We start from the raw sequence: 18,924 nt of genomic DNA on the forward strand, positions 1-18,924 counted from the left end.
CCTGCGCTTCTTCGACTTTCGCGGCTACCACGAACTCAACCGCGAACACGGGCGTTCCTGACTCGATCACCTCACCAGCGCAAGTTCAGAGAAGCACGCGTGTTCGTGCTGGCAGGGGGTGCCGTAAGGGCGTCCGCAGGAGCCGAGCTCGACCTTGCGACGGTCGAAGTGCTCCTCGAACTCGGTCCACTCGTCCGAGGTGGTGTCCCGGTACTCGTCGGTGGGACGGATTTGGCGTCGGTGCTCCAGGTGCTCCTGGTAGTGGCGGATGACGTCTTCGTCGAACACCGCGACGTAGCCGCGAGTGGTCTGGACATTCAGGTGTCCGAGCAGGGCCGCGCCGATGTGGATCGGCAGGCCGCTGTTGACGAGTTCGGTGATGAAGATTCGCCGGAAGTCGTGCGGGGTGAACTTTAGTCCCTTGAAGCCGGGGTGCACTTCGGCGAGGGCGAGGCAGCGTCGCTCGATTATCTTCTGGATCGTGCCGGGGTTGAAGACCGCGGGAACCGTGCCGTTCTGCCTCTGGAACAGGAACGGCATCGGAGGGCTCCAGACCTTGTCGTGCGGGTCGTAGCGGGTCACGAGCGGGATCGGCCGCCCGGTGCGAGCGTGTCGGCGGATGATCGAGGCGATCACGTGGAAGAGCTCGGCGGACATCGGGATCACGCGTTCGCGGTCGGTCTTCGAAGGAGCGATGACCAGCAGCGCGATGACCTCGCCACCGGGCCGCTGATACTGGCGGATGCTCAGGTGGGTGAGCTCGCACAGCTCCTCGACGCGGACGCCGGAGTGCCGCAACGTTTCCACCGCTGCCCAGTCCCAGAACGTGGTTTCCTCCTCGGCGGCGATGTGGACCATCTCGCCGCTGTCGTTGTTGCGCAGACGCGGCGGGATCGGTGCTGCGTGACGGCTGAGCTTGCGGTCGGCTTCGCTCAGCACGCGTGTGTAGCTGGTGCCGGCGAAGGTGAACGACTCTCCCTCGACCGCTTCCTCGGCGAGTTGCAGAAGCTGACGGAAGTGGTCGTAACGGGACTCGACATGCTCGACGAGCACCGGCAGCAGCGGCTGACGCTGACGGGTGCGGTCGGCACTGCGCTCAGTGATCCGCCGACGGCGAGCGCCGAGCCCGTGCAGCTCGGAGGGCGGGACCGGGCAGGGAGCGACCCACGCAGCCCACCGCTCGGGTTCCTGAGCGGCCCAGGTGTGCAGGTCGTAATAGAAGCTGCGGACGGAGATGACCAGGCTGTCTGCTCCAGCGCGCGGAGCACCGTTTGTCGGCGTACACGTGAACGTCCCCACCCGCGTACGGATGAAAAGGGACAGTTGCTGATGCGTTGAGACCTGCTGCTCGGCACTCTGCTGCTTGGTCGGCGAGAGGCGGCGGAAGGCGGTCGACGGTGGTCCTGGATCCGCATCGTTGGTTGGAATTGCGTCGCTTCCGGAGCCTGTTGGAGTCCGGGGCGATCAGCCTGTCGGAGGTGGCCCGGGAGACCGGGCTGGACCGGAAGACGGTCCGCAAGTATCTGTCGGCACCGGGGCCGGCGACCCCGCCACGGCGGTCGCCGAACGGCCGGTCGAAGGCGAGGGTGATTGACGAGTTCGCACCGCTGGTCGACTCGATGCTGCGGGCCGAGATTCTGATGAAAGCGGCGGTGATCCACGGGCGGCTGGTGGCGGAGTACGGGTTCACTGGCAGCTACCAGCGCGTCAAGCTCTACGTCCAGGAAGCCCGGCCTCGCATCGCCGAGGAGCTCGGGATCACCCCGAAGGAACTCGCTGGCATGCACCGCCGGTTCGAGGTGGTCCCCGGCGCCCAGGCCCAGGTCGACTGGGGCGACGAGGGCAAGATCCTCACCCACATGGGTATCCCGAAGGTCTACTCGTTCCACATGACGCTGTCGTACTCGCGCGATCCGTTCTGCTGCTTCACCACCAGCCAGGACCTGCAGACCTTCTTCGACTGCCACCGCCGGGCCTTCGCCCACTTCGGCGGCGTTCCGATGACAATCGTCTACGACCGCACGAAAACCGTCGTCCGCCGCCACGTCGCCCCGGGCGAGGCAGTCCCGCTGCACCCGGAAGCGGTCGGGTTCGCCGGCCACTACGACTTCGACATCGACGTCCTGGCCGCCTACCGGCCCACCGGCAAAGGACGCGTCGAACGCCAGGTCCTCATCGTCCGCGACCACGTCCTGTCCGGCCGGTCCTTCTCCTCCGTTGAGGAGATGGACGCCGCCTTCGCCGCCTGGGTGCCGCAGCGGCGGGCTCAGGCCCACAGGACTCACCAGCAGATCATCGGAGAGCGGGCGGCCCGCGACCACATGGCACTCAAGCCGCTGCCGGAGACCCTGTATCTGGTGGCCGAGCGGCATCTGCGGCCGGTCGGCAAGGACTGCCTGGTCGCCTTCGGCGGGAACCTCTACTCGGTGCCCGCCCGCAGGGTCCGACCGCGTCAACTGGTGGAGATCAGGGCCACGAGATCGCAGGTCATGCTGCATTCACCATCGCCGACGCCGGTGGCGAGACGCTGCTGGCCACCCACTCGCGGGCGATCGGCCGCGGGGCCCGCGTCGTCGATGAGACTCACTGGGATGGTCTGCCCACCGGCAAGGGACGCCGCACCACCACCGGCGATGTCCCGCCCCGGCCTCGCCAGGAACCTCCTCGGGGCGAGGAGGCCGGCCCCTTGCAGGCCCTGCTGAACCGGGCCGCGGCCACCCGCATCGAGGTCGGCCGCCGGCCGCTGTCAGTCTATGACGAACTGACCGGCACCCGTCCCTTCACCACCCGTCCGAACACGAGGGAAACGTCTTGAGCGAGCTGGTCTCCACCCGCATCCGCAACACGGCCGGCAAGCTCGGCCTGCCCCACCTGGCCGAAACGATCAACGAGTACACCCGGCGGGCCGACGAGGGCAAGATGGGCTACCTCGACTTCCTCGACCTGGTCCTGTCCGAGGAACTGGCCGTCCGTGACGACCGCCGCTTCCGCCAGGGCCTGCGGCTGTCGAAGCTGCCGCACCACAAGACGCTCGACGAGTACGACTTCTCCTTCCAGCCCGACCTGGACCCGCGCAAGGTCAAGGACCTCGCCACCCTCTCGTTCGTCGACGGCAAGGCGAACGCCGCCCTGCTCGGGCCGCCCGGGGTCGGCAAGACGCACATCGCCGTCGCCCTGGCGGTTGCGGCCTGCCGGGCCGGCTACTCGATCTACTTCACCAGCCTCGACGACATGGTCCGCAACCTCAAAGCCGCCGAGGCCGCAGGCCGTCTGACGAACAAGCTCGGCACCTACCTGCGGCCCAGCGTCCTTGTGGTCGACGAGGTCGGCTACCAGCCCCTCGAACGCGCCGAGGCGAACCTGGTCTTTCAGGTCATCTCCAAGCGCTACGAGAAGGGCTCGATCATCCTGACCTCGAACAAGACCTTCAGTGAATGGGGCCAGGTCTTCGGCGACGAGGTCCTCGCCACCGCCATCCTCGACCGTCTCCTCCATCACTGCGAAGTGATCTCCATCAACGGCCCCAGCTACCGGCTCAAGAATCGCCTCAAGGCGATCGAGCGGGAGAACGACGTGGCCTGACCACCCACGTCGTTTCCAGCGGCCGAACACTTGATCAGTCGTTGATCACCCGTTGAAAGATCTCGGAGAACTCGCCGTTCTCGATCAGGCCGGCGATCACGCCGGTCATGCTGTCGATGCCGGGATCCCTGACGATCAGGCCGTCCGAGACCCAGAAGTACCGGCCTCCGAGGGCCTCGTCGGTCCCTGCCCAGAGCTTCATCAGGCGCTCGACTTCCGCGACGGTGAACACGGTCGCGGTCCAACAAGATCCATCCCTCAGATTCACGAGGACATCGACACTGCAGACTTCGTCCAAGTCCTCGCCGTTGCTGGGCAGGAACGACGCCTGGAAGTCCTTCATGCGAACCCGATACCAGGGTTCATCCCACCCGCGCTCGATCGGTTCAGACGATGTGCTGGGGCTCATCGCGCGAGTGTTTCTGGTTGGGGCATCGATCTCAACCGAGATCCTCTGCCGTGCTGCCGCTGCCTGCGGCCAGAGCTGGGGACGTTCGTCCGTACGCATCTGGGGAGAAAAGTCCGTACGCCGACACCGTTTGTCCTTGACTGCGATCAGCTGCCGCCAGGCGGTGTAGATCTCCGGGGAGATCCGCAGGTCAGCCTGGTCGGGGTTGAGGCGTTCGATCTTCTCCCAGAAGTGGTGGGCCAGGTGCAGGACCAGGTTCTTCAAGGTGGCATAGTCGGTGTCCGCGCGGCGCCGAGTGAAGTAGTCGATCAGCAGCCCGCGAACGGCCTGGTTGCGGATCGGGTAGTGATCGACAAGCTCCTCGACGCTCTTCTGGCCCCGCATGAGAGCAGCGCGCATCGTCGCCGGAACGGTCGGTGGAAGGTGGCCTGTGGCGTGGAGCACGTGCCACACGCCTTGGCCACGGAGCCGGTTTCCGGCCTTGTTCCCAGGGTCCACCACCGACCAGGCCCGCCGGTTCTCCTGCGCGAAGTGCAGCAGCGCGGGTGCGGTGACGTCGCTGAGCGCGACCCCCTGGACCGCGAGCAGTACGCACAGATCGAACAGGGCCTCGGTGCGGTGCGCGTAGGTGTGCTGGTGCACTTCGACCTGCTTGGCGAACACATCCAGCTGCGGGTCGCTCTGGGCGGAGATGAAGTGGGCCGCGAAGCCGGTCATGTGGTGGCGCCGGAAGGCCACCAGGGACGGCTGGATGACGCGCAGGCAGATCAGGGCTCGCAGGCCGGTGGTGAGCTTGACGCTGGGGCTGCGGCGGCACTCCAGGTCGTTGACGTCGGCCAGCCCTTGCCCGACAGAGCTGGCGTCCCACCGTTCCTGCCAGGTCAGGCCGGGGTAACCGGCCAGGTAGTCCAGGAGGAGCCCGGCGGCCTGGCCGCGCTGCTGCCGTGTTGACGTACCTCCATCCCACCCGAGGAGCTGACGGCCTACATCAAGGACCGGCAGGGCTACGACTACTCCCACCACGGCCGCGCCGGCAACCCCGACACCGCCTTCGTCCCCGACGAGATCGTCGACCGCTTCTGCCTTCTCGGCCCGGCCGAGGCCCACATCGAGAAGCTGCGGCACCTCAAGGAGCTCGGCGTCGACCAGTTCGCCGTCTACGCCATGCACGACCACCGCGAGAGCACCATCGACGCCTACGGCACCGACATCATTCCGTCGTTGCACTGACGAAGTCATTCGGTCCAGGCATCGGCGCAGGTGGATGGCGGCCGTCCACCTGTTCCCGATGACGCACCATATGGAGTGCGTGGCGAACCTTGAACCGGCCGGGAAGGGCTCCTGACCTGCGGTTTTGCGCGTGCGCATTATGTGCGATGTGGGCGTTACGGGCGATATCTTGACGCTGAAATAACGCTCGTGACGCTCATTTGACGCTCGTTCTGATGGTCTGTCAGGTGCCTTGTCGGGCAGGTCAGACCCCGACAAGGTGGCGAGTATCGATGGGGCGCCGAGGGCAGGCGACGCTGAGCATGGACCTACTGAGTCGTGCTGATCAGATGTCCCGGAAGAGACCAGTGAACGTGGTGACCTGCCGCGATGAGTGGCGGGTGGTCGCTGAGCTGCGAGAATGACCTTTCGGCTGTTTCACGCTCGTGCCGCTTGATGGGGCCGGAAGTCCCAGAAAAGTCCCAGGGGACTCCCACTGCTGACGGGTGTCTTTCGGCTCTGTACCCTCTCTGTCAGCCTTGGGTGAGACGTCCCGCTTCGTCGGGTTAGCCTGAGAGGGCACGACAGGAGAACCACCCCTCATGACCAGCAGCACCCCCGCCGGGTCCGATCCGCTCCCCGGCCGAAGCGTCGCACCTTCAGTCTGGAGTACAAGCTGCGGATCGTGGCCGAGTACGACGCCGCGCCCAAGAACGAGAAAGGCGCCGTCCTGCGCGCGAGGCGGCGCAAGGACTTCGTCGTCCACGTCAGCGGCTTCATGGGATCGCCCTGCCTACTGTCCTCGACCAGCTCCAGCAGGGCCGGAACAAGACCCGGGTCCCTGTCCGCCAGCGCCGGCCGCCCCGCCCCCGGCCGCCGCACCCGCCCGTCCGGCTCCGCGTCGGCATCGAGTTCAGCCAGGCCACGGCTGACGCAGCCCTTCGAGACCCCTGCGGCCCGCGCCACCGCGGCAATCCCACAGTGCCCCAGCTGCCGGGCCTTCGCGCCGTACAAGATCCGGCGCTGCCGCTCGTTCAGATGCGGCGTCACCGCCTCAAGCTTCGCCCGCAACGCCCCTGGCGTTCCATCAAAGCGCCTCATACCATACAAACGAGCCCAACTATCGCAAGCAACCCACTAATTCATCGACGGCCCCGCTCTGGTGGGGGCCTCTGCAATGAGGAGGGAATACCTACGACTGCGGCAGTTGCTGCTCTGGTCTCACTGCCGCAACGGAAGGGCTGTTGACGAGATGCTGATGCGAGTACTGGTGGAGTCGGGCTGAATTGCTTGTCACACTGATCCCGTGATCTCTCTATGCCTGCGGGATGTTGCCTGTGCCGTCGTCGGCTTCCCGAAACAACTAAATGAAATCAGCTACCTCGCCTGGTAAAGGCGCAGTTCAGCAAGTGTCGACCCCGCGCCCGCGGGGATGCTCCGATCTCCGGGGACATCACCTTCCGGCGGCGTACGTCGACCCCGCGCCCGCGGGGATGCTCCGGCGTACGCCGCGTTCTACCCCGACGGCGCGCTGTCGACCCCGCGCCCGCGGGGATGCTCCGTCCCCGCCCTGGGGCACCGCACCACCTGATCCGTCGACCCCGCGCCCGCGGGGATGCTCCGCAGTTTGCCGCGCTGGAGGATGCGGCTCAGCGGTCGACCCCGCGCCCGCGGGGATGCTCCGCGGCGGACCTCTTGTGCGTACTGGTGCGCGGGGTCGACCCCGCGCCCGCGGGGATGCTCCGCCCCGCCGGATCACCAGCAGGCTCTCTTCCTCGTCGACCCCGCGCCCGCGGGGATGCTCCGGCGGGGTCCATCTTCCGCAGGGCGGCGGCCCAGTCGACCCCGCGCCCGCGGGGATGCTCCGGAAGCCCCGCCGACGAGAGGCCGGCGGGGCTTGTCGACCCCGCGCCCGCGGGGATGCTCCGTACCGGCCCTGCCGTGACGCCGCGAACCAGATGTCGACCCCGCGCCCGCGGGGATGCTCCGCCCCCGGCCGTCGGCGGGGGCGTGCGGGAAGGGTCGACCCCGCGCCCGCGGGGATGCTCCGACGGCAGTTCCCCCTATCCCGCACGACCGAAAGTCGACCCCGCGCCCGCGGGGATGCTCCGCTGGGCACCTTCGGGTCGTCCGGCAGTGTGCGTCGACCCCGCGCCCGCGGGGATGCTCCGCTGGGCGTCTGACCCATGGCCGGCGGTACGCAGTCGACCCCGCGCCCGCGGGGATGCTCCGATTCGCCCCGAGGTCCGCATCTCCGGCCGGTTGTCGACCCCGCGCCCGCGGGGATGCTCCGGCGCTCGGGTCGGCCAGCCAGGGCCTGCGGAAGTCGACCCCGCGCCCGCGGGGATGCTCCGAGGCCGCGGCGCTGCTCGCGGGAGAGCGACGCGTCGACCCCGCGCCCGCGGGGATACTCCCAGGATGACGCCGAAGACGATCACCCAGGACAGGTCGACCCCGCGCCCGCGGGGATGCTCCGCCGTCCTCCGCCTCAGGGAGGCCGAGGAGGAAGTCGACCCCGCGCCCGCGGGGATGCTCCGTACTTGCGTGCCGACAGTTTCGTACCTTCGGCGTCGACCCCGCGCCCGCGGGGATGCTCCGGCTCCGAGGTAGACCAGGGGCGACGGGGAGGGGTCGACCCCGCGCCCGCGGGGATGCTCCGCTCTGGCCCCTCATGAAGGACGGCCAGGCCGAGTCGACCCCGCGCCCGCGGGGATGCTCCGGCGACCTGGAGTTCGTGTACGAGGGCGTCGCCGTCGACCCCGCGCCCGCAGGGATGCTCCCGCGGCCCGGTCCTGCTCCCGCTGTGACGGCTCGTCGACCCCGCGCCCGCGGGGATGCTCCGAACTACATGTCCCTGATCAAGACCGCCATGCCGTCGACCCCGCGCCCGCGGGGATGCTCCGTCACGATGCGCTCGCCATCCGGGTTGGTGACGGTCGACCCCGCGCCCGCGGGGATGATCCGGCCTCACCGGGGCGTGGGTCATGGCCGTCATCGTCGACCCCGCGCCTGTGGGGATGCTCCCTCGACCTGTAGCACGGTGGTTTCGCTGTAGTCGTCGACCCCGCGCCTGCGGGGACACTCCTACCGCAGTGGCTCCCTGGTGGCCTGGAGAACCTGGGAATGTTTTGGAAGGAGGCGGTCAGACAAGCACCGAGTCGTGGCTGCAGCGCTCCAACAAGTGATGGTGCACCGGTGTCCCCGCAGCTCACAACGTGTTGTCAGTGGTGGGTACTACATTCTGGCGCTCAGTTGGGTTGAGGGGTGGGGGCATGGTGGACCTTGGGAAGCTGGGCCAGCGTTACGAGCTGTTCGTCGTGCGGGCTTTGGAGACGTTGTGGGGGAAGTCTCGGGAGCGGGCTGGGGGGCGTACGAATCTTCTGCTGGCGCATCTCTTGGACACCGCGGCGGTGGCGGAGCTGCTCTGGGACGGATTTCTCGCGCGTTCGATGAGGTCTGTGCTGGATGACATCGCGGGCGGGCCGGGACGCGGGCGGCGGTTGTTCGCTTGGTTGTGCGGTGTACACGATTGGGGAAAGGCGACGCCCGTGCATCAGCGGTTGTGGCCGGAGGGTGCGGAAGCTGTGCGTCGGGCGGGGTTGACGTGGGTGGAGGCGGCTGCGGTAGCGGGGGTGAAGCGTCAGAAGCGGTGGCGTCATGACTGGGCCGGCGGGCTGATGGCGCGGGAACTGCTGGCGGAAGCCGGTTGGGATGCGGAGCAGTTGGACTGGGTGTGGCCGTTGATCGCCGGTCACCATGGCGCCTTTCCTTCTCTGAGGGACGTACAGGAGCCTGGGCCGGCGAAGGGCCAGTTGCGGGGGAGGGGAGCGTGGCGTGATGTTCAGCGCGCGGTGCTCGATGTGTTCACTTGTGAGGTCGGGTTCGAGGCGCTTGATGGCGTGGAACCTGCGGTGGTTCCGTCCCGGGCGTTGCAGTTGCAGCTCAGCGGTCTGGTCGTCATGGCGGACTGGATTGCGAGTGATGAGCGCTTCTTCGTGGGGCTCGATGATCTCCGGCTGGTGAGTATGGACGCTTCGCGTGAGCGTGCGGCATCGGCGTGGGAGGCTCTGGGGCTGCGGGGAGGGTGGGGGGTTTTGGCCGTGCCGGGGCCGGAGGCGTTCCGGGACCGGTTTGGGTATGCGCCGCGGCCTTCGCAGGCGATGGTGATCGACATGGTCCGCCGTATGGGCGGTCCCGGCATCGTGGTGGTCGAAGCGCCGATGGGTGAGGGCAAGACGGAAGCTGCCCAGGCTGCGGCCGAGGTATTGGCGGCCAGGTTCGGTGCGGACGGTGTGTTCGTAGGAATGCCGACGCAGGCGACCAGCGATCCCATGTTCACCCGCACCCGCCAGTGGGTGCAGGCGATCGACGGACGGTTTGCCTCCCGGGTGGTGCTGCTGCACGGGAAGAGGGCGTTCAACCGGGAGTGGAAGGCGCTGCTGGAGAGTGCGGAAGCGTATGCGGAGGAACTGTTCTGCGGCGTCGATGAGTTCGGGCTGGATGACGATCCGTACGGCATCGAGTCGGAGGCGCGCGGCACGCCGGAGCGGCAGGCTCCTGCGGAGTGGTTCCTGGGATCCAAGCGGGGGCTGCTGGCCCCCTTCGTCGTCGGTACGGTCGACCAGCTCCTGTATGCGGCTACCCGCACCCGGCATGTGATGTTGCGGATGGCGGGGCTGGCCGGCAAAGTCGTGGTTCTGGACGAGGTGCACGCGTGCGACGTGTACATGAGCCAGTTTCTGTGCGAGGCGCTGCGCTGGCTGGGCCAGGCGGGGGTGCCGGTGATCGTTTTGTCGGCGACGCTGGCCCCCGCGCAGCGTCAGGCACTTGTCGAGGCGTATCTGGCGGGTGCGGCGTCACGTGAGGAGTTGCGTGTCGCAGTACCTGAGCCGTCTGGTTATCCCAGTGTCACGGCTGCATGGCTGCCGGGCACGGGGGAGCCGCGATTTCATGTGGATGCGGTGGGCAGCTGGCGCGCGGACCTCGGTGTGGCGGTGCACGTCGTGCCTGAGGCTATGCCCGGTGCGCGGTCCTCGCGCCAGGAGCGGGAGCGGTTGCAGGGCGAAGCGGATGCGCGTGTAGGAGACCTGCTGGCGAGTGAGCTCGTCGACGGAGGGACCGCGCTCGTCATCCGGAATTCTGTTGCCCGGGCGCAGAGTCTCTATGAGGAATTGCGGGGCCGGTTCGGTGCTGACGAGGTGCGGCTGCTGCATGCTCGTTTCACAGTGGCGCGGCGTGCCGACCTGACGGAGGAGAGTCTGCGGCTGCTGGGACCGAGGACGCCCCGGCCCCGTGGCGGCCGGCTGATCCTGGTGGCGACTCAGCTCGCCGAGCAGTCCTTTGACGTCGACGCCGACCTGCTGGTCACAGACCTGGCTCCCGTTGATCTTTTATTGCAGCGCGTGGGACGGTTGCACCGGCACCAGGACACGTGGCGCCCGGACCGGCTGCGCGCGCCGCGTGTTTTCGTGACAGGTTTCGAACCCCGCGAGGGACGCGAACCGGCGTTCGCCTTCGCCAGCGAGAAGATCTACGGCCGTCATCTGCTGTTGCGGACCGCTGCGGTACTTCATGGTGCGGGCGGGGTGTGGTCCGTACCGTCAGACGTGCCCGCTCTGGTGGAGACGGTGTACAGGGCGGATACGCCGCTGCTGCCCGATGCCTGGAGGCACGCCGGTGAGGCCGCCCGCCAGGAGCAGGAAGAGCGCGACCGTGCCCGCGCCGAAGAGGCACGGCAGTACCTGTTGACTCCGCGCGGTGAGCACGAGCGGCGGACCTTGGCGGGCCTGCACTACGGCGGGTCCACCGCGGGAAGCGACGAGTCCTCCTTGCAGGCGGCGGTCCGCGACGGGGACGAGTCCGTCGAGGTCGTCCTCGTGGTGCAGGGAAAGGACGATGCGGTCTTCCGGACACTGGCCGGGCGTGCCTTGAGCGTCAACGGTGACGTGGCCCCGGACGTACTGGATGAGGTGCTGGGCTCGGTGGTGCGGTTGCCGGCGAAGTTCACCGAGGCCGCTGCGGAACTGAAACCGCTGCCCGGGTGGCACGGACATCCGTGGCTGCGCCGGAGCCGTGCTCTGGTGCTGGATTCGTCGGGCAGGGCCAGGCTGGGGGAGGCCACGGTGTCCTACGACGACGAGTTCGGGCTCCGGCAGGTGTAGCGGTCCGTGCCGGCTGTGCCCGGCCGGGGGCGGGGTCCCAAAGGGGGGAGCCGCCGGGGCGGTGCCCGGCGGCTCGGTTGCCCCGCGCAGCGCGGGGTCGATGTGATTCCCGGTGCACTGTGCAAACACAGAAGGGGATCATCCCCGTCGGTCGACGGGTCGCCGGTCGGGGTCAACAGCCAGATTCTCGCACCTGGTTGTGGAGAAAGCCCGTACACGCTCAACGGCCGCTGCTAGCTTAAACAAAGAAGATTCCTTGAGGGGGGAACTGGTGACTGACGGCTTTTCGCTGACGGAGGAGCCCTGGTTGTGCTTGCCGTCGGCCAGGGGAGGCCCGGCGCGGGAACACTCGTTGCGTACGGCACTGCTGGATGCGCACGAGTTCGGTGACTTGGTGGTGGAGGTTCCCACGCAGCGTCCGGCCGTGCTAAGGCAGGTTCTGCTGGCTGTGGTCCTCGACGCCTTGGGGCGACCGGCCGATGAACGTGAGTGGATGAGCTGGTTCTCGGCGGGCCGGTGGTCGCCGGAGCAGCGGACACGGCTTGAGAGCTATCTCGACGCGCATGGCGCGCTGTTCGACCTCTTCGATCCCGTGCAGCCCTTCGGGCAGGTCGCCGGGCTGCACACCGCGAAGGGTGAGACGAAGAACGCCGGACTGATCGTCGCGACTGCTGCCACGGGCAACAACGTGCCGCTGTTCGCTTCCCGTACGGAGGGTGATGTCTTCTCGCTGAGCCCGGCGCAGGCGGCGCACTGGCTGCTGCACACGCAGTGCTGGGACACCGCAGCGATCAAGACCGGTGCGGTGGGCGACCCGAAAGCCAAGGCGGGCAAGACGACCGGCAATCCCACCGGGCCGCTCGGTCAGATGGGCGTCACCCTGTTGGCCGGTACGACGCTGTTCGAGACCCTGCTGCTGAACCTTCCCGTCGGGGCGCCGCCGACCTCGGCCGACCTGCCGCAGTGGAGGAGGGAGCCCGCAGATCCACGCTCGGCCGGTACCCCGGCGTGGCAGGAGCGGGTTCCCGAAGGGCTCCTGGACCTGTGGACCTGGCAGTCCCGCCGGATCCGGCTGTTCGCGGAAACGACCGATGAGGGGCTGCGGGTGACGCGTGTTCTGGTCGCTGCCGGGGACCGGATGCCGCACACGCCCGAGACCGAGCCGCACACCATGTGGCGCCTGGAGCCGACCGGGGGACGCGGCACGGGTAAGGGCAAGGCAGGCGCCGCCCCGCCGCGCCGTCCGCTGCGGCTGCAGCCCGGAAAGGCCGCGTGGCGAGGGCTCGATGCGCTCCTGGCGCCGGAGCGGCAGTCGCGGGAGGCCGGGCAGACGACGAGCGGATTCGCCACGAGCAAGCTCCTGGACCAGGCCGGCGCCCTGGCCCTAGACCTCGGCGAGTCCTATCCGCTGCGCGTGGAACTCACCGGTGTCGCCTACGGCAATCAGTCGGCCGTCATCGACGACGTGATGTTCGACGCCCTGCCCCTCCCGCTGGCCGCGCTCGAAACCGACAGCGACGTCCGTTCCGCCGTCCTCGAAGTAGCAGAACAAGCCGAGCAGTTGGCCACTGCCGTCAGCTACCTGTCGGCCGATCTGCGCCGAGCTCTGGGCACCGAACCGATCCCCTGGGACAAGGGACAGCGCCCTGGCGAGCTCGTGCTGCACGCCCTGGACCCCCTGGTGCGTCGGTTGCTGGCGGGGATGCGGGGCGTGGAGGACCTGGAACGCATCGAGGCCGGACAGCTCGCCTGGGAGCAGCTCGCCTGGCGTCGCAGCTGGGAAGTCGCTGACCGTCTTCTGCAGGCGGTGCCCGTCGGAGCGTTCGTGGGAAGAAGCGTCTCCCAGGGCGAGGGGAAGCCCGAGCGGACGCACCGGGTCTCGCTGGCCGAGGCATCGTTCCTCAAGCGCCGTGCGGAGATCCTCCACCGGGCAGCCGCCGTCCGGCGGGACACCCCGGCCCCTGTCGTCCAGTAGGTGACCGGGCGCCGCACGAAGCGCTTGCCGCCCTCGCCCCGGGCCAGGGGTATCCGTCCATGCCCTTCGAGGCGTCCATACCCACACCTTTTGTGACACAGCGTCCCTCATCACGTCTGGACACGGTCATGACCGAAGAACACCCCACCAAGCAGCGCATCTGGCACCGTTATATCGCCGCGGACGGCACCTGGCGCCGCAAGAGCGGCACTGCTGCCACGCAGCGCCCGCCCGGAGAGGACCTCGCTGTTCTGCGCCGGGGTCTGGGCCGCCCTGCCGGCACAGTGCTGGAGATGTTCCCGTTCTACACCTGCCCAGTCGACGACTTCGCCGCCCGTCGGGGGGAAGTCTCGACCGAGCAGGAGGCCGAGCACATCGCGCTCGCCCTCTACGGGCTGCACCAGCAGAGCCAGGACACGCCAATGCATCGTGACGGCGTCAGCCTCGGCCGGGCCATGCTCGAACTGCGGCGCCACGACCGCACCAGTGAGGAGGCCGTCGACTCCCGCTTCCAGCAGGCGTTCTCCGCAACATCGACGGCAGCACTGCAACTGCGCCTGCGCGGCCTGGTCACCCAGCTCAAAGGCATCAAACAGCCCCTCGACTACAACCGCCTGATCGACGACATCCACGACTGGGACCGGCCCGAGTCCCGCTCCCGCGTGCGCCGCCGCTGGGGCCTGGACTACTACGGCTGGACCCAGCAGCCAGCGACCTCCCGATCCGGCCGCTGAGCCCCGCGCACCCGACATCCACCAGACCGCGGCGGTTCCGCCCACATCGGCGCAGACCGCAGACCGCAGCAGACCATGCGATCACCGTCTCACTCTCACGAACCGGAGCAACCCACATGCCCCAGCGCTTGTACGTCGACGTACACATCGTTCAAAGCGTCCCGCCCGCCAACCTCAACCGAGACGACCAGGGCAACCCGAAAGAGGCCATCTACGGCGGAGTCCGCCGCTCCAGGGTCTCCTCCCAGGCATGGAAGCGAGCGACCCGCCGGCACTTCGACACCCAGGCCGCCGAGCCTGACCGGGCCACCCGCACCAAGCGCATTACCGGCGAACTCACCAGCCGTATCCGCCGGAACACTGGCCTGGACCGCGAGGCGGCCGACCGGATCGCCGCGGCCCTGCTTGCACAGCTCGGCCTGAGCCAGGGCAAGAAGGCCGGTGACACCGCGTACCTCCTCTTCTACGGCAACGCCCAGCTCGACACGGTGGCCGACCTCGTGACAGACCGCGCCGCCGACCTCGCCGTGCTGGAGGAGAAGGCACTCACCGACGCGGTCAAGGAACTGCCCGTCGCGCAAGCCTTCCAGACCGGACACCCCGTTGGCGTCGCCCTGTTCGGCCGCATGGTCGCCGACATCCCCAAACTCAACGTCGACGCCGCTGTTCAGGTGGCCCACGCGCTGTCCACCCACGAGACGCAACTGGAGTTCGACTACTTCACCGCCGTCGACGACCAGAACGAACGGGACGAGACCGGCGCCGGAATGATCGGCACCATCGGCTTCAACTCCGCCACCCTCTACCGCTACGCAACCGTCGGCCTCACCCAGCTCACCGACAATCTCGGCGGCGACACCGCAGCGGCCCTCGACGCCCTTGACGCCTTCATCGACAGCTTCGCTCTCTCCGTGCCCACCGGCTACCAGAACTCCTTCGCGCACCGGACCCGGCCCAGCCTCGTCGCGGTGGTCGTCCGCACCGACCAGCCCGTCAACCTGGTCTCCGCCTTCGAAGAGCCCGTGCCGGCGGAAGCCGGCGTCCAGGCCACCTCTGCCCGCCGCCTCGCCGAGGAGTACCTCACCGCCACTCAGGTCTGGGGCGACACCCCCCTCTACGCAGCGGCCAGCCACACCTTCACCACCCGCGAACCCCGCACCAAGGACACCGCTGAAACCCTCACCCAGGCGTTCGGTGAATCCGTCCCCTTCGCAGACCTGCGCACCACCCTGCGCTCCCGCATCAGCACCGCCCTGGGGGAACAGGCGTGACAGCCTCCGACCTCACGGCCGTCCTCCTCCTGCGGCTCGCCGCACCGCTCCAGTCCTGGGGCGACCGCAGCACCTTCAACCGGCGCGAAACCCGGCCTGAACCCACCAAGTCCGGAGTCGTGGGCCTGCTCGCCGCAGCCGCCGGGCGCCCGCGGCACGCAGCTCTGGACGATCTCGCCGGGCTGGGACTCGGCATCCGCATCGACCAGCCCGGCAGCCTCCTGCGTGACTACCACACCGTCAGCGACTACCGCGGCCAGCCGCTCCTGGCCGCCGCCGTGACCGCCAAGGGCCGGCAAAAACCCACCTCACCGGCCAAGCACACCCACATCACCCAGCGCTTCTACCTCCAGGACGCCATCTTCCTCGCAGCCGTCGAAGGCCCTCAAGAGCTCATCACCACCCTCGAACACGCCGTACGCCACCCCGCCTTCCCCCTCGCTCTGGGCCGCCGCTCGTGCGTACCCGCACAGCCCCTGGTCCTGGGACAGCGCACCGGCTGTCTTCAGGACGTCCTGCGCGCGGAGCCATGGCAGGCATCCCCAGATGTACGCAGACGGTGGGGACACGAGAACGGCAACGCCGCCCACGTCGACCTGCCAGCCACCCTCGACGACCCGGCCGGAGACGACGTCCGCGACGACGTTCCCCTGTCGTTCGCCCCCACCAGCCGGACCTACACCACCCGCCGCGTCCGGCACACCTACCTCGCCGCCCCCACCGGCCTCACACCCGATCCCGACCGGCCCCCGACCACCGGAGGCCACGACCCCTTCGCCCTCCTGGGCTGGTGACCTCTCATGCCCTACCTCTCCCGTATCCGCATCAACCCCCTGCGCGCCGCAAGCCGCACCCTTCTCGCCAGCCCCCGGGCCATGCACGCCGCCGTCCAAGGGGGCCTGCCCGGCCTGCCCGACCAAGCCCGCACCCTGTGGCGGCTCGACGGGGACAACCCCCACCGGCCGCACCTGTTCGCCCTCACCACCGACAAACCGGACTGGACCCACCTCGTCGAACAGGCAGGGTGGCCAGGCGCCGACGGCGAGCACTACGCCGTACGCGACTACACCCCCCTCCTCCAGCAACTGGCCACCGGCCGCCGCTTCGCCTTCCGCCTGACCGCCAACCCCGTCCAGAACACCAACCGGCCCGACAAACCCACCCTGCGCCAACAGGAACGCCTCGACGCCGGCCAGCGGCGCAGCTTCCGCCTCGGCCACCGCACCGCAACGGCTCAGCTCAACTGGTTCCTCACCCGCACCGAACGCTGGGGCTTCGACATCCCTTCCGCCTCCCACCTCGACACGACCCGCACCGCGGACGGCGAACCACCCCGAGATGTCCGCATCACCACCCGCCGACGGCGTGCCTTTGGCAAGGGTTCCCTCACCGCCAAGGAAGCCCAGGTCGTGATGCAGGCGGTGACTTACGAAGGAAGTCTGCGCGTCACTGACCCGGCCCGACTCACCGAACGCCTGCTGGCAGGCATCGGCCCGACCAAGGCGTACGGCTGCGGCCTGCTCACCCTCGCCCCGCTCGCCGAAAGGGCATGAGCACCTGTGCCCGACATCTGGTGGAAAGCCGACCCTCAGGACCTGCACCGCCTCGTCGACCGCGTCTCCAGCGTCTACGTCGAACGCAGCCACCTGGACCGCGACGAGAACGCTGTCGTCATCATCAACAAACAGCAGACCGTCCGGGTCCCCGCCGCCATGGTGGCCGTCATGCTGCTCGGTCCTGGCACCCGCGTCACCCACGGAGCCATCCACCTGCTCGCCGACTCCGGCACCACCGTGTGCTGGGTCGGCGAACAAGGCGTCCGCATGTACGCGGCCGGCCTCGGCCCCAGCCGTGGCGCCGGCCTCCTGCACCGCCAGGCATGGCTCGTCACCCGCCCCAAGGAACGCCTCGCTGTCGCCCGCGCCATGTACAGCATGCGCTTCCCCGGCGAAGACGTCTCCGCCCTCACCATGCAGCAACTCCGCGGCCGTGAAGGCACTCGGGTCCGCAAGATCTACCGAGCCCAGGCAGAGCGGACCGGTGTCCCCTGGAACGGCCGCGTCTACAAAGCCGGCGACGCCTTCGCCGCAGGCGACGACCTCAACCGCCTCCTGTCCGCCGCCAACGCCGCCCTCTACGGCATCTGCCACGCCGTTATCACCGGACTCGGCGCCAGCCCCGGACTCGGCTTCGTCCACACCGGCAAAGCCACCTCCTTCGTCCTGGACATCGCAGACCTGTACAAAGCCGAATACACCATTCCACTCGCCTTCGACCTCACCGCACAAGGACTCACCGAGGAACGCGACGCCCGAATCGGCCTCCGGGACCTCATCGCCCGCGACAAGCTCCTCACCCGCATCGTCACCGATGTCAAAAGCCTGCTCACACCGGAGGGCACAGACTTCGAGGACACCGAAGCCAACCTCCTCTGGGACGAACACGTCGGTGCGGTGGCGGGCGGCACCAACTACGCCACTGAAGCAGACCTTTCGGTACACGGTATGACCGAGGACCACATCGCGATCATCGGCCCCGATCTCGCCGACACCGAGGCCACCTCATGACGGTCATCATCCTCGTCGCCGCCCCGGAAGGACTCCGCGGCCACCTCACCCGATGGATGGTTGAAGCCAGCGCCGGCGTGTTCGTCGGCAACCCCAGCCGCCGTATCCGCGACCGCCTCTGGGAACTCCTGGCCACCCGCATCGGCGACGGCCAGGCCATCCTCATCGAACCCGCCTCCAACGAACAGGGATGGGCCGTACGCACCGCAGGCCGCGACCGCTGGCAGCCCGTCGACTTCGACGGCCTCATCCTCTCAGCCCGCCCCAAGAAGCAACCGAATGAAAACAGCCGCCCCGCCCGGTAAAACCCCAGGTCAGGAAGTGTCGACCCCGCGCCTGCGGGGATGCTCCCCCCTCCCCGTACGCCGCCGCAGCGCCGCCGGCGTCGACCCCGCGCCTGCGGGGATGCTCCGCGCTGGGCGAGAGTGGGGTTGCCGAGGGCGTCGTCGACCCCGCGCCTGCGGGGATGCTCCCTTGACTCAGTCCCCGGCCCTCCAAGCCACAGAGTCGACCCCGCGCCTGCGGGGATGCTCCGCTGATCACCGCCGCCCGGTCGCGGGCCGCCACGTCGACCCCGCGCCTGCGGGGATGCTCCGGGCGTCATCACGTCGTCGGCCAGCGCGTCAGAGTCGACCCCGCGCCTGCGGGGATGCTCCGGGCCGGGATGAGCGACGAGGAGGTGCGGCGCGGTCGACCCCGCGCCTGCGGGGATGCTCCGGCGACCTCCGCGACCTGCACGCCTGGGGCTGGGTCGACCCCGCGCCTGCGGGGATGCTCCGCCGAGGTCCAGACGTTCACCGGCGGCGCCACCGTCGACCCCGCGCCTGCGGGGATGCTCCGTTGTGGCTACGAGTGGTCAGTGTCCGGTGCGAGTCGACCCCGCGCCTGCGGGGATGCTCCGTGGTTCAACTTCGGGTGCGGCTGCTCCCGCGAGTCGACCCCGCGCCTGCGGGGATGCTCCGTGGTTCAACTTCGGGTGCGGCTGCTCCCGCGAGTCGACCCCGCGCCTGCGGGGA

12 protein-coding genes, 2 pseudogenes and 2 CRISPR repeat arrays (1 of these 16 only partly in view) are annotated in these 18,924 nt (G+C 68.8%); of the genes and pseudogenes, 11 read left to right on the forward strand and 3 right to left on the reverse strand.

Annotated elements, in window-relative coordinates; genetic code table 11:
- Positions 1-66: 66 nt before the first annotated feature.
- A complete protein-coding gene (locus ACIQR3_RS35455; RefSeq protein WP_403545328.1) occupies positions 67-1,299 on the reverse strand; it encodes a tyrosine-type recombinase/integrase in 1,233 nt (410 codons plus the stop codon).
- A 98-nt stretch (positions 1,300-1,397) separates the two neighbouring features.
- On the opposite strand from ACIQR3_RS35455, the pseudogene istA reads away from it, so the two are divergent.
- Positions 1,398-2,815 (forward strand): annotated as a pseudogene (gene istA / locus ACIQR3_RS35460) (IS21 family transposase).
- Entirely contained in the window at positions 2,812-3,582 is a 771-nt protein-coding gene (gene istB / locus ACIQR3_RS35465) for an IS21-like element helper ATPase IstB (protein WP_121751022.1), read from the forward strand. The pseudogene istA and the gene istB overlap by 4 nt, the downstream one beginning before the upstream one ends.
- A gap of 34 nt (positions 3,583-3,616) precedes the next feature.
- Here the strand turns inward: istB and ACIQR3_RS35470 are convergent, their stop codons facing one another.
- Positions 3,617-3,991, reverse strand: coding sequence for a hypothetical protein (locus ACIQR3_RS35470; RefSeq protein ID WP_403545413.1), 375 nt, complete (start codon positions 3,989-3,991; stop codon positions 3,617-3,619).
- Positions 3,992-4,957: 966 nt separating this feature from the next.
- Between ACIQR3_RS35470 and ACIQR3_RS35475 the strand changes: the two are divergent.
- A pseudogene (locus ACIQR3_RS35475) lies at positions 4,958-5,221 on the forward strand (LLM class flavin-dependent oxidoreductase); the annotation flags it as partial.
- A gap of 579 nt (positions 5,222-5,800) precedes the next feature.
- Here the strand turns inward: ACIQR3_RS35475 and ACIQR3_RS35480 are convergent.
- Positions 5,801-6,250 carry a hypothetical protein gene (locus tag ACIQR3_RS35480; protein WP_403545330.1) on the reverse strand — a complete coding sequence of 150 codons (450 nt, stop codon included), beginning with the start codon at positions 6,248-6,250 and terminating at the stop codon, positions 5,801-5,803.
- A 361-nt stretch (positions 6,251-6,611) separates the two neighbouring features.
- Positions 6,612-8,286: a CRISPR direct-repeat array (repeat unit 29 nt; unit sequence GTCGACCCCGCGCCCGCGGGGATGCTCCG).
- A gap of 186 nt (positions 8,287-8,472) precedes the next feature.
- Between ACIQR3_RS35480 and cas3 the strand changes: the two genes are divergently transcribed.
- The 8 genes from cas3 (at position 8,473) to cas2e (ending at position 18,213) form a co-directional block, all read left to right on the forward strand.
- Positions 8,473-11,361 carry a CRISPR-associated helicase Cas3' gene (gene cas3, locus ACIQR3_RS35485; protein ID WP_403545332.1) on the forward strand — a complete coding sequence of 963 codons (2,889 nt, stop codon included), beginning with the start codon at positions 8,473-8,475 and terminating at the stop codon, positions 11,359-11,361.
- Positions 11,362-11,632: 271 nt separating this feature from the next.
- Positions 11,633-13,336, forward strand: coding sequence for a type I-E CRISPR-associated protein Cse1/CasA (casA, locus tag ACIQR3_RS35490; protein WP_403545334.1), 1,704 nt, complete (start codon positions 11,633-11,635; stop codon positions 13,334-13,336).
- 128 nt (positions 13,337-13,464) lie between these two features.
- The gene (gene casB / locus ACIQR3_RS35495) at positions 13,465-14,070 is read left to right on the forward strand and encodes a type I-E CRISPR-associated protein Cse2/CasB (protein ID WP_403545335.1); all 606 of its coding nucleotides are present in this window, start codon (positions 13,465-13,467) and stop codon (positions 14,068-14,070) included.
- Positions 14,071-14,186: 116 nt separating this feature from the next.
- On the forward strand, positions 14,187-15,341 hold the full coding sequence (gene cas7e, locus ACIQR3_RS35500) for a type I-E CRISPR-associated protein Cas7/Cse4/CasC (protein WP_403545337.1): 1,155 nt from the start codon (positions 14,187-14,189) through the stop codon (positions 15,339-15,341).
- Positions 15,338-16,135 carry a type I-E CRISPR-associated protein Cas5/CasD gene (gene cas5e / locus ACIQR3_RS35505; protein WP_403545339.1) on the forward strand — a complete coding sequence of 266 codons (798 nt, stop codon included), beginning with the start codon at positions 15,338-15,340 and terminating at the stop codon, positions 16,133-16,135. Before cas7e ends, cas5e begins: the two co-directional genes overlap by 4 nt.
- Before the next feature lie 6 nt (positions 16,136-16,141).
- On the forward strand, positions 16,142-16,894 hold the full coding sequence (gene cas6e / locus ACIQR3_RS35510; protein ID WP_403545341.1) for a type I-E CRISPR-associated protein Cas6/Cse3/CasE: 753 nt from the start codon (positions 16,142-16,144) through the stop codon (positions 16,892-16,894).
- Positions 16,895-16,900: 6 nt separating this feature from the next.
- Complete coding sequence (gene cas1e / locus ACIQR3_RS35515) at positions 16,901-17,908, forward strand: type I-E CRISPR-associated endonuclease Cas1e (protein WP_403545343.1); 1,008 nt, start codon at positions 16,901-16,903, stop codon at positions 17,906-17,908.
- The gene (gene cas2e / locus ACIQR3_RS35520; RefSeq protein WP_215173536.1) at positions 17,905-18,213 is read left to right on the forward strand and encodes a type I-E CRISPR-associated endoribonuclease Cas2e; all 309 of its coding nucleotides are present in this window, start codon (positions 17,905-17,907) and stop codon (positions 18,211-18,213) included. The genes cas1e and cas2e overlap by 4 nt, the downstream gene beginning before the upstream one ends.
- Before the next feature lie 18 nt (positions 18,214-18,231).
- Positions 18,232-18,924: a CRISPR direct-repeat array (repeat unit 28 nt; unit sequence GTCGACCCCGCGCCTGCGGGGATGCTCC) (it continues 983 nt past the right edge of the window).

It is taken from the genome of Streptomyces sp. NPDC090994 (assembly GCF_044768905.1).
In the GTDB taxonomy this organism is placed as follows: domain Bacteria; phylum Actinomycetota; class Actinomycetes; order Streptomycetales; family Streptomycetaceae; genus Streptomyces.

Coding starts and splice junctions, on each gene's coding strand:
- cas7e (WP_403545337.1), top strand. CDS start 14,187: ATGCCCCAGCGCTTGTACGTCGACGTACACATCGTTCAAAGCGTCCCG.
- casB (WP_403545335.1), top strand. CDS start 13,465: ATGACCGAAGAACACCCCACCAAGCAGCGCATCTGGCACCGTTATATC.
- cas6e (WP_403545341.1), top strand. CDS start 16,142: ATGCCCTACCTCTCCCGTATCCGCATCAACCCCCTGCGCGCCGCAAGC.
- cas2e (WP_215173536.1), top strand. CDS start 17,905: ATGACGGTCATCATCCTCGTCGCCGCCCCGGAAGGACTCCGCGGCCAC.
- ACIQR3_RS35470 (WP_403545413.1), bottom strand. CDS start 3,991: ATGAGCCCCAGCACATCGTCTGAACCGATCGAGCGCGGGTGGGATGAA.
- cas3 (WP_403545332.1), top strand. CDS start 8,473: ATGGTGGACCTTGGGAAGCTGGGCCAGCGTTACGAGCTGTTCGTCGTG.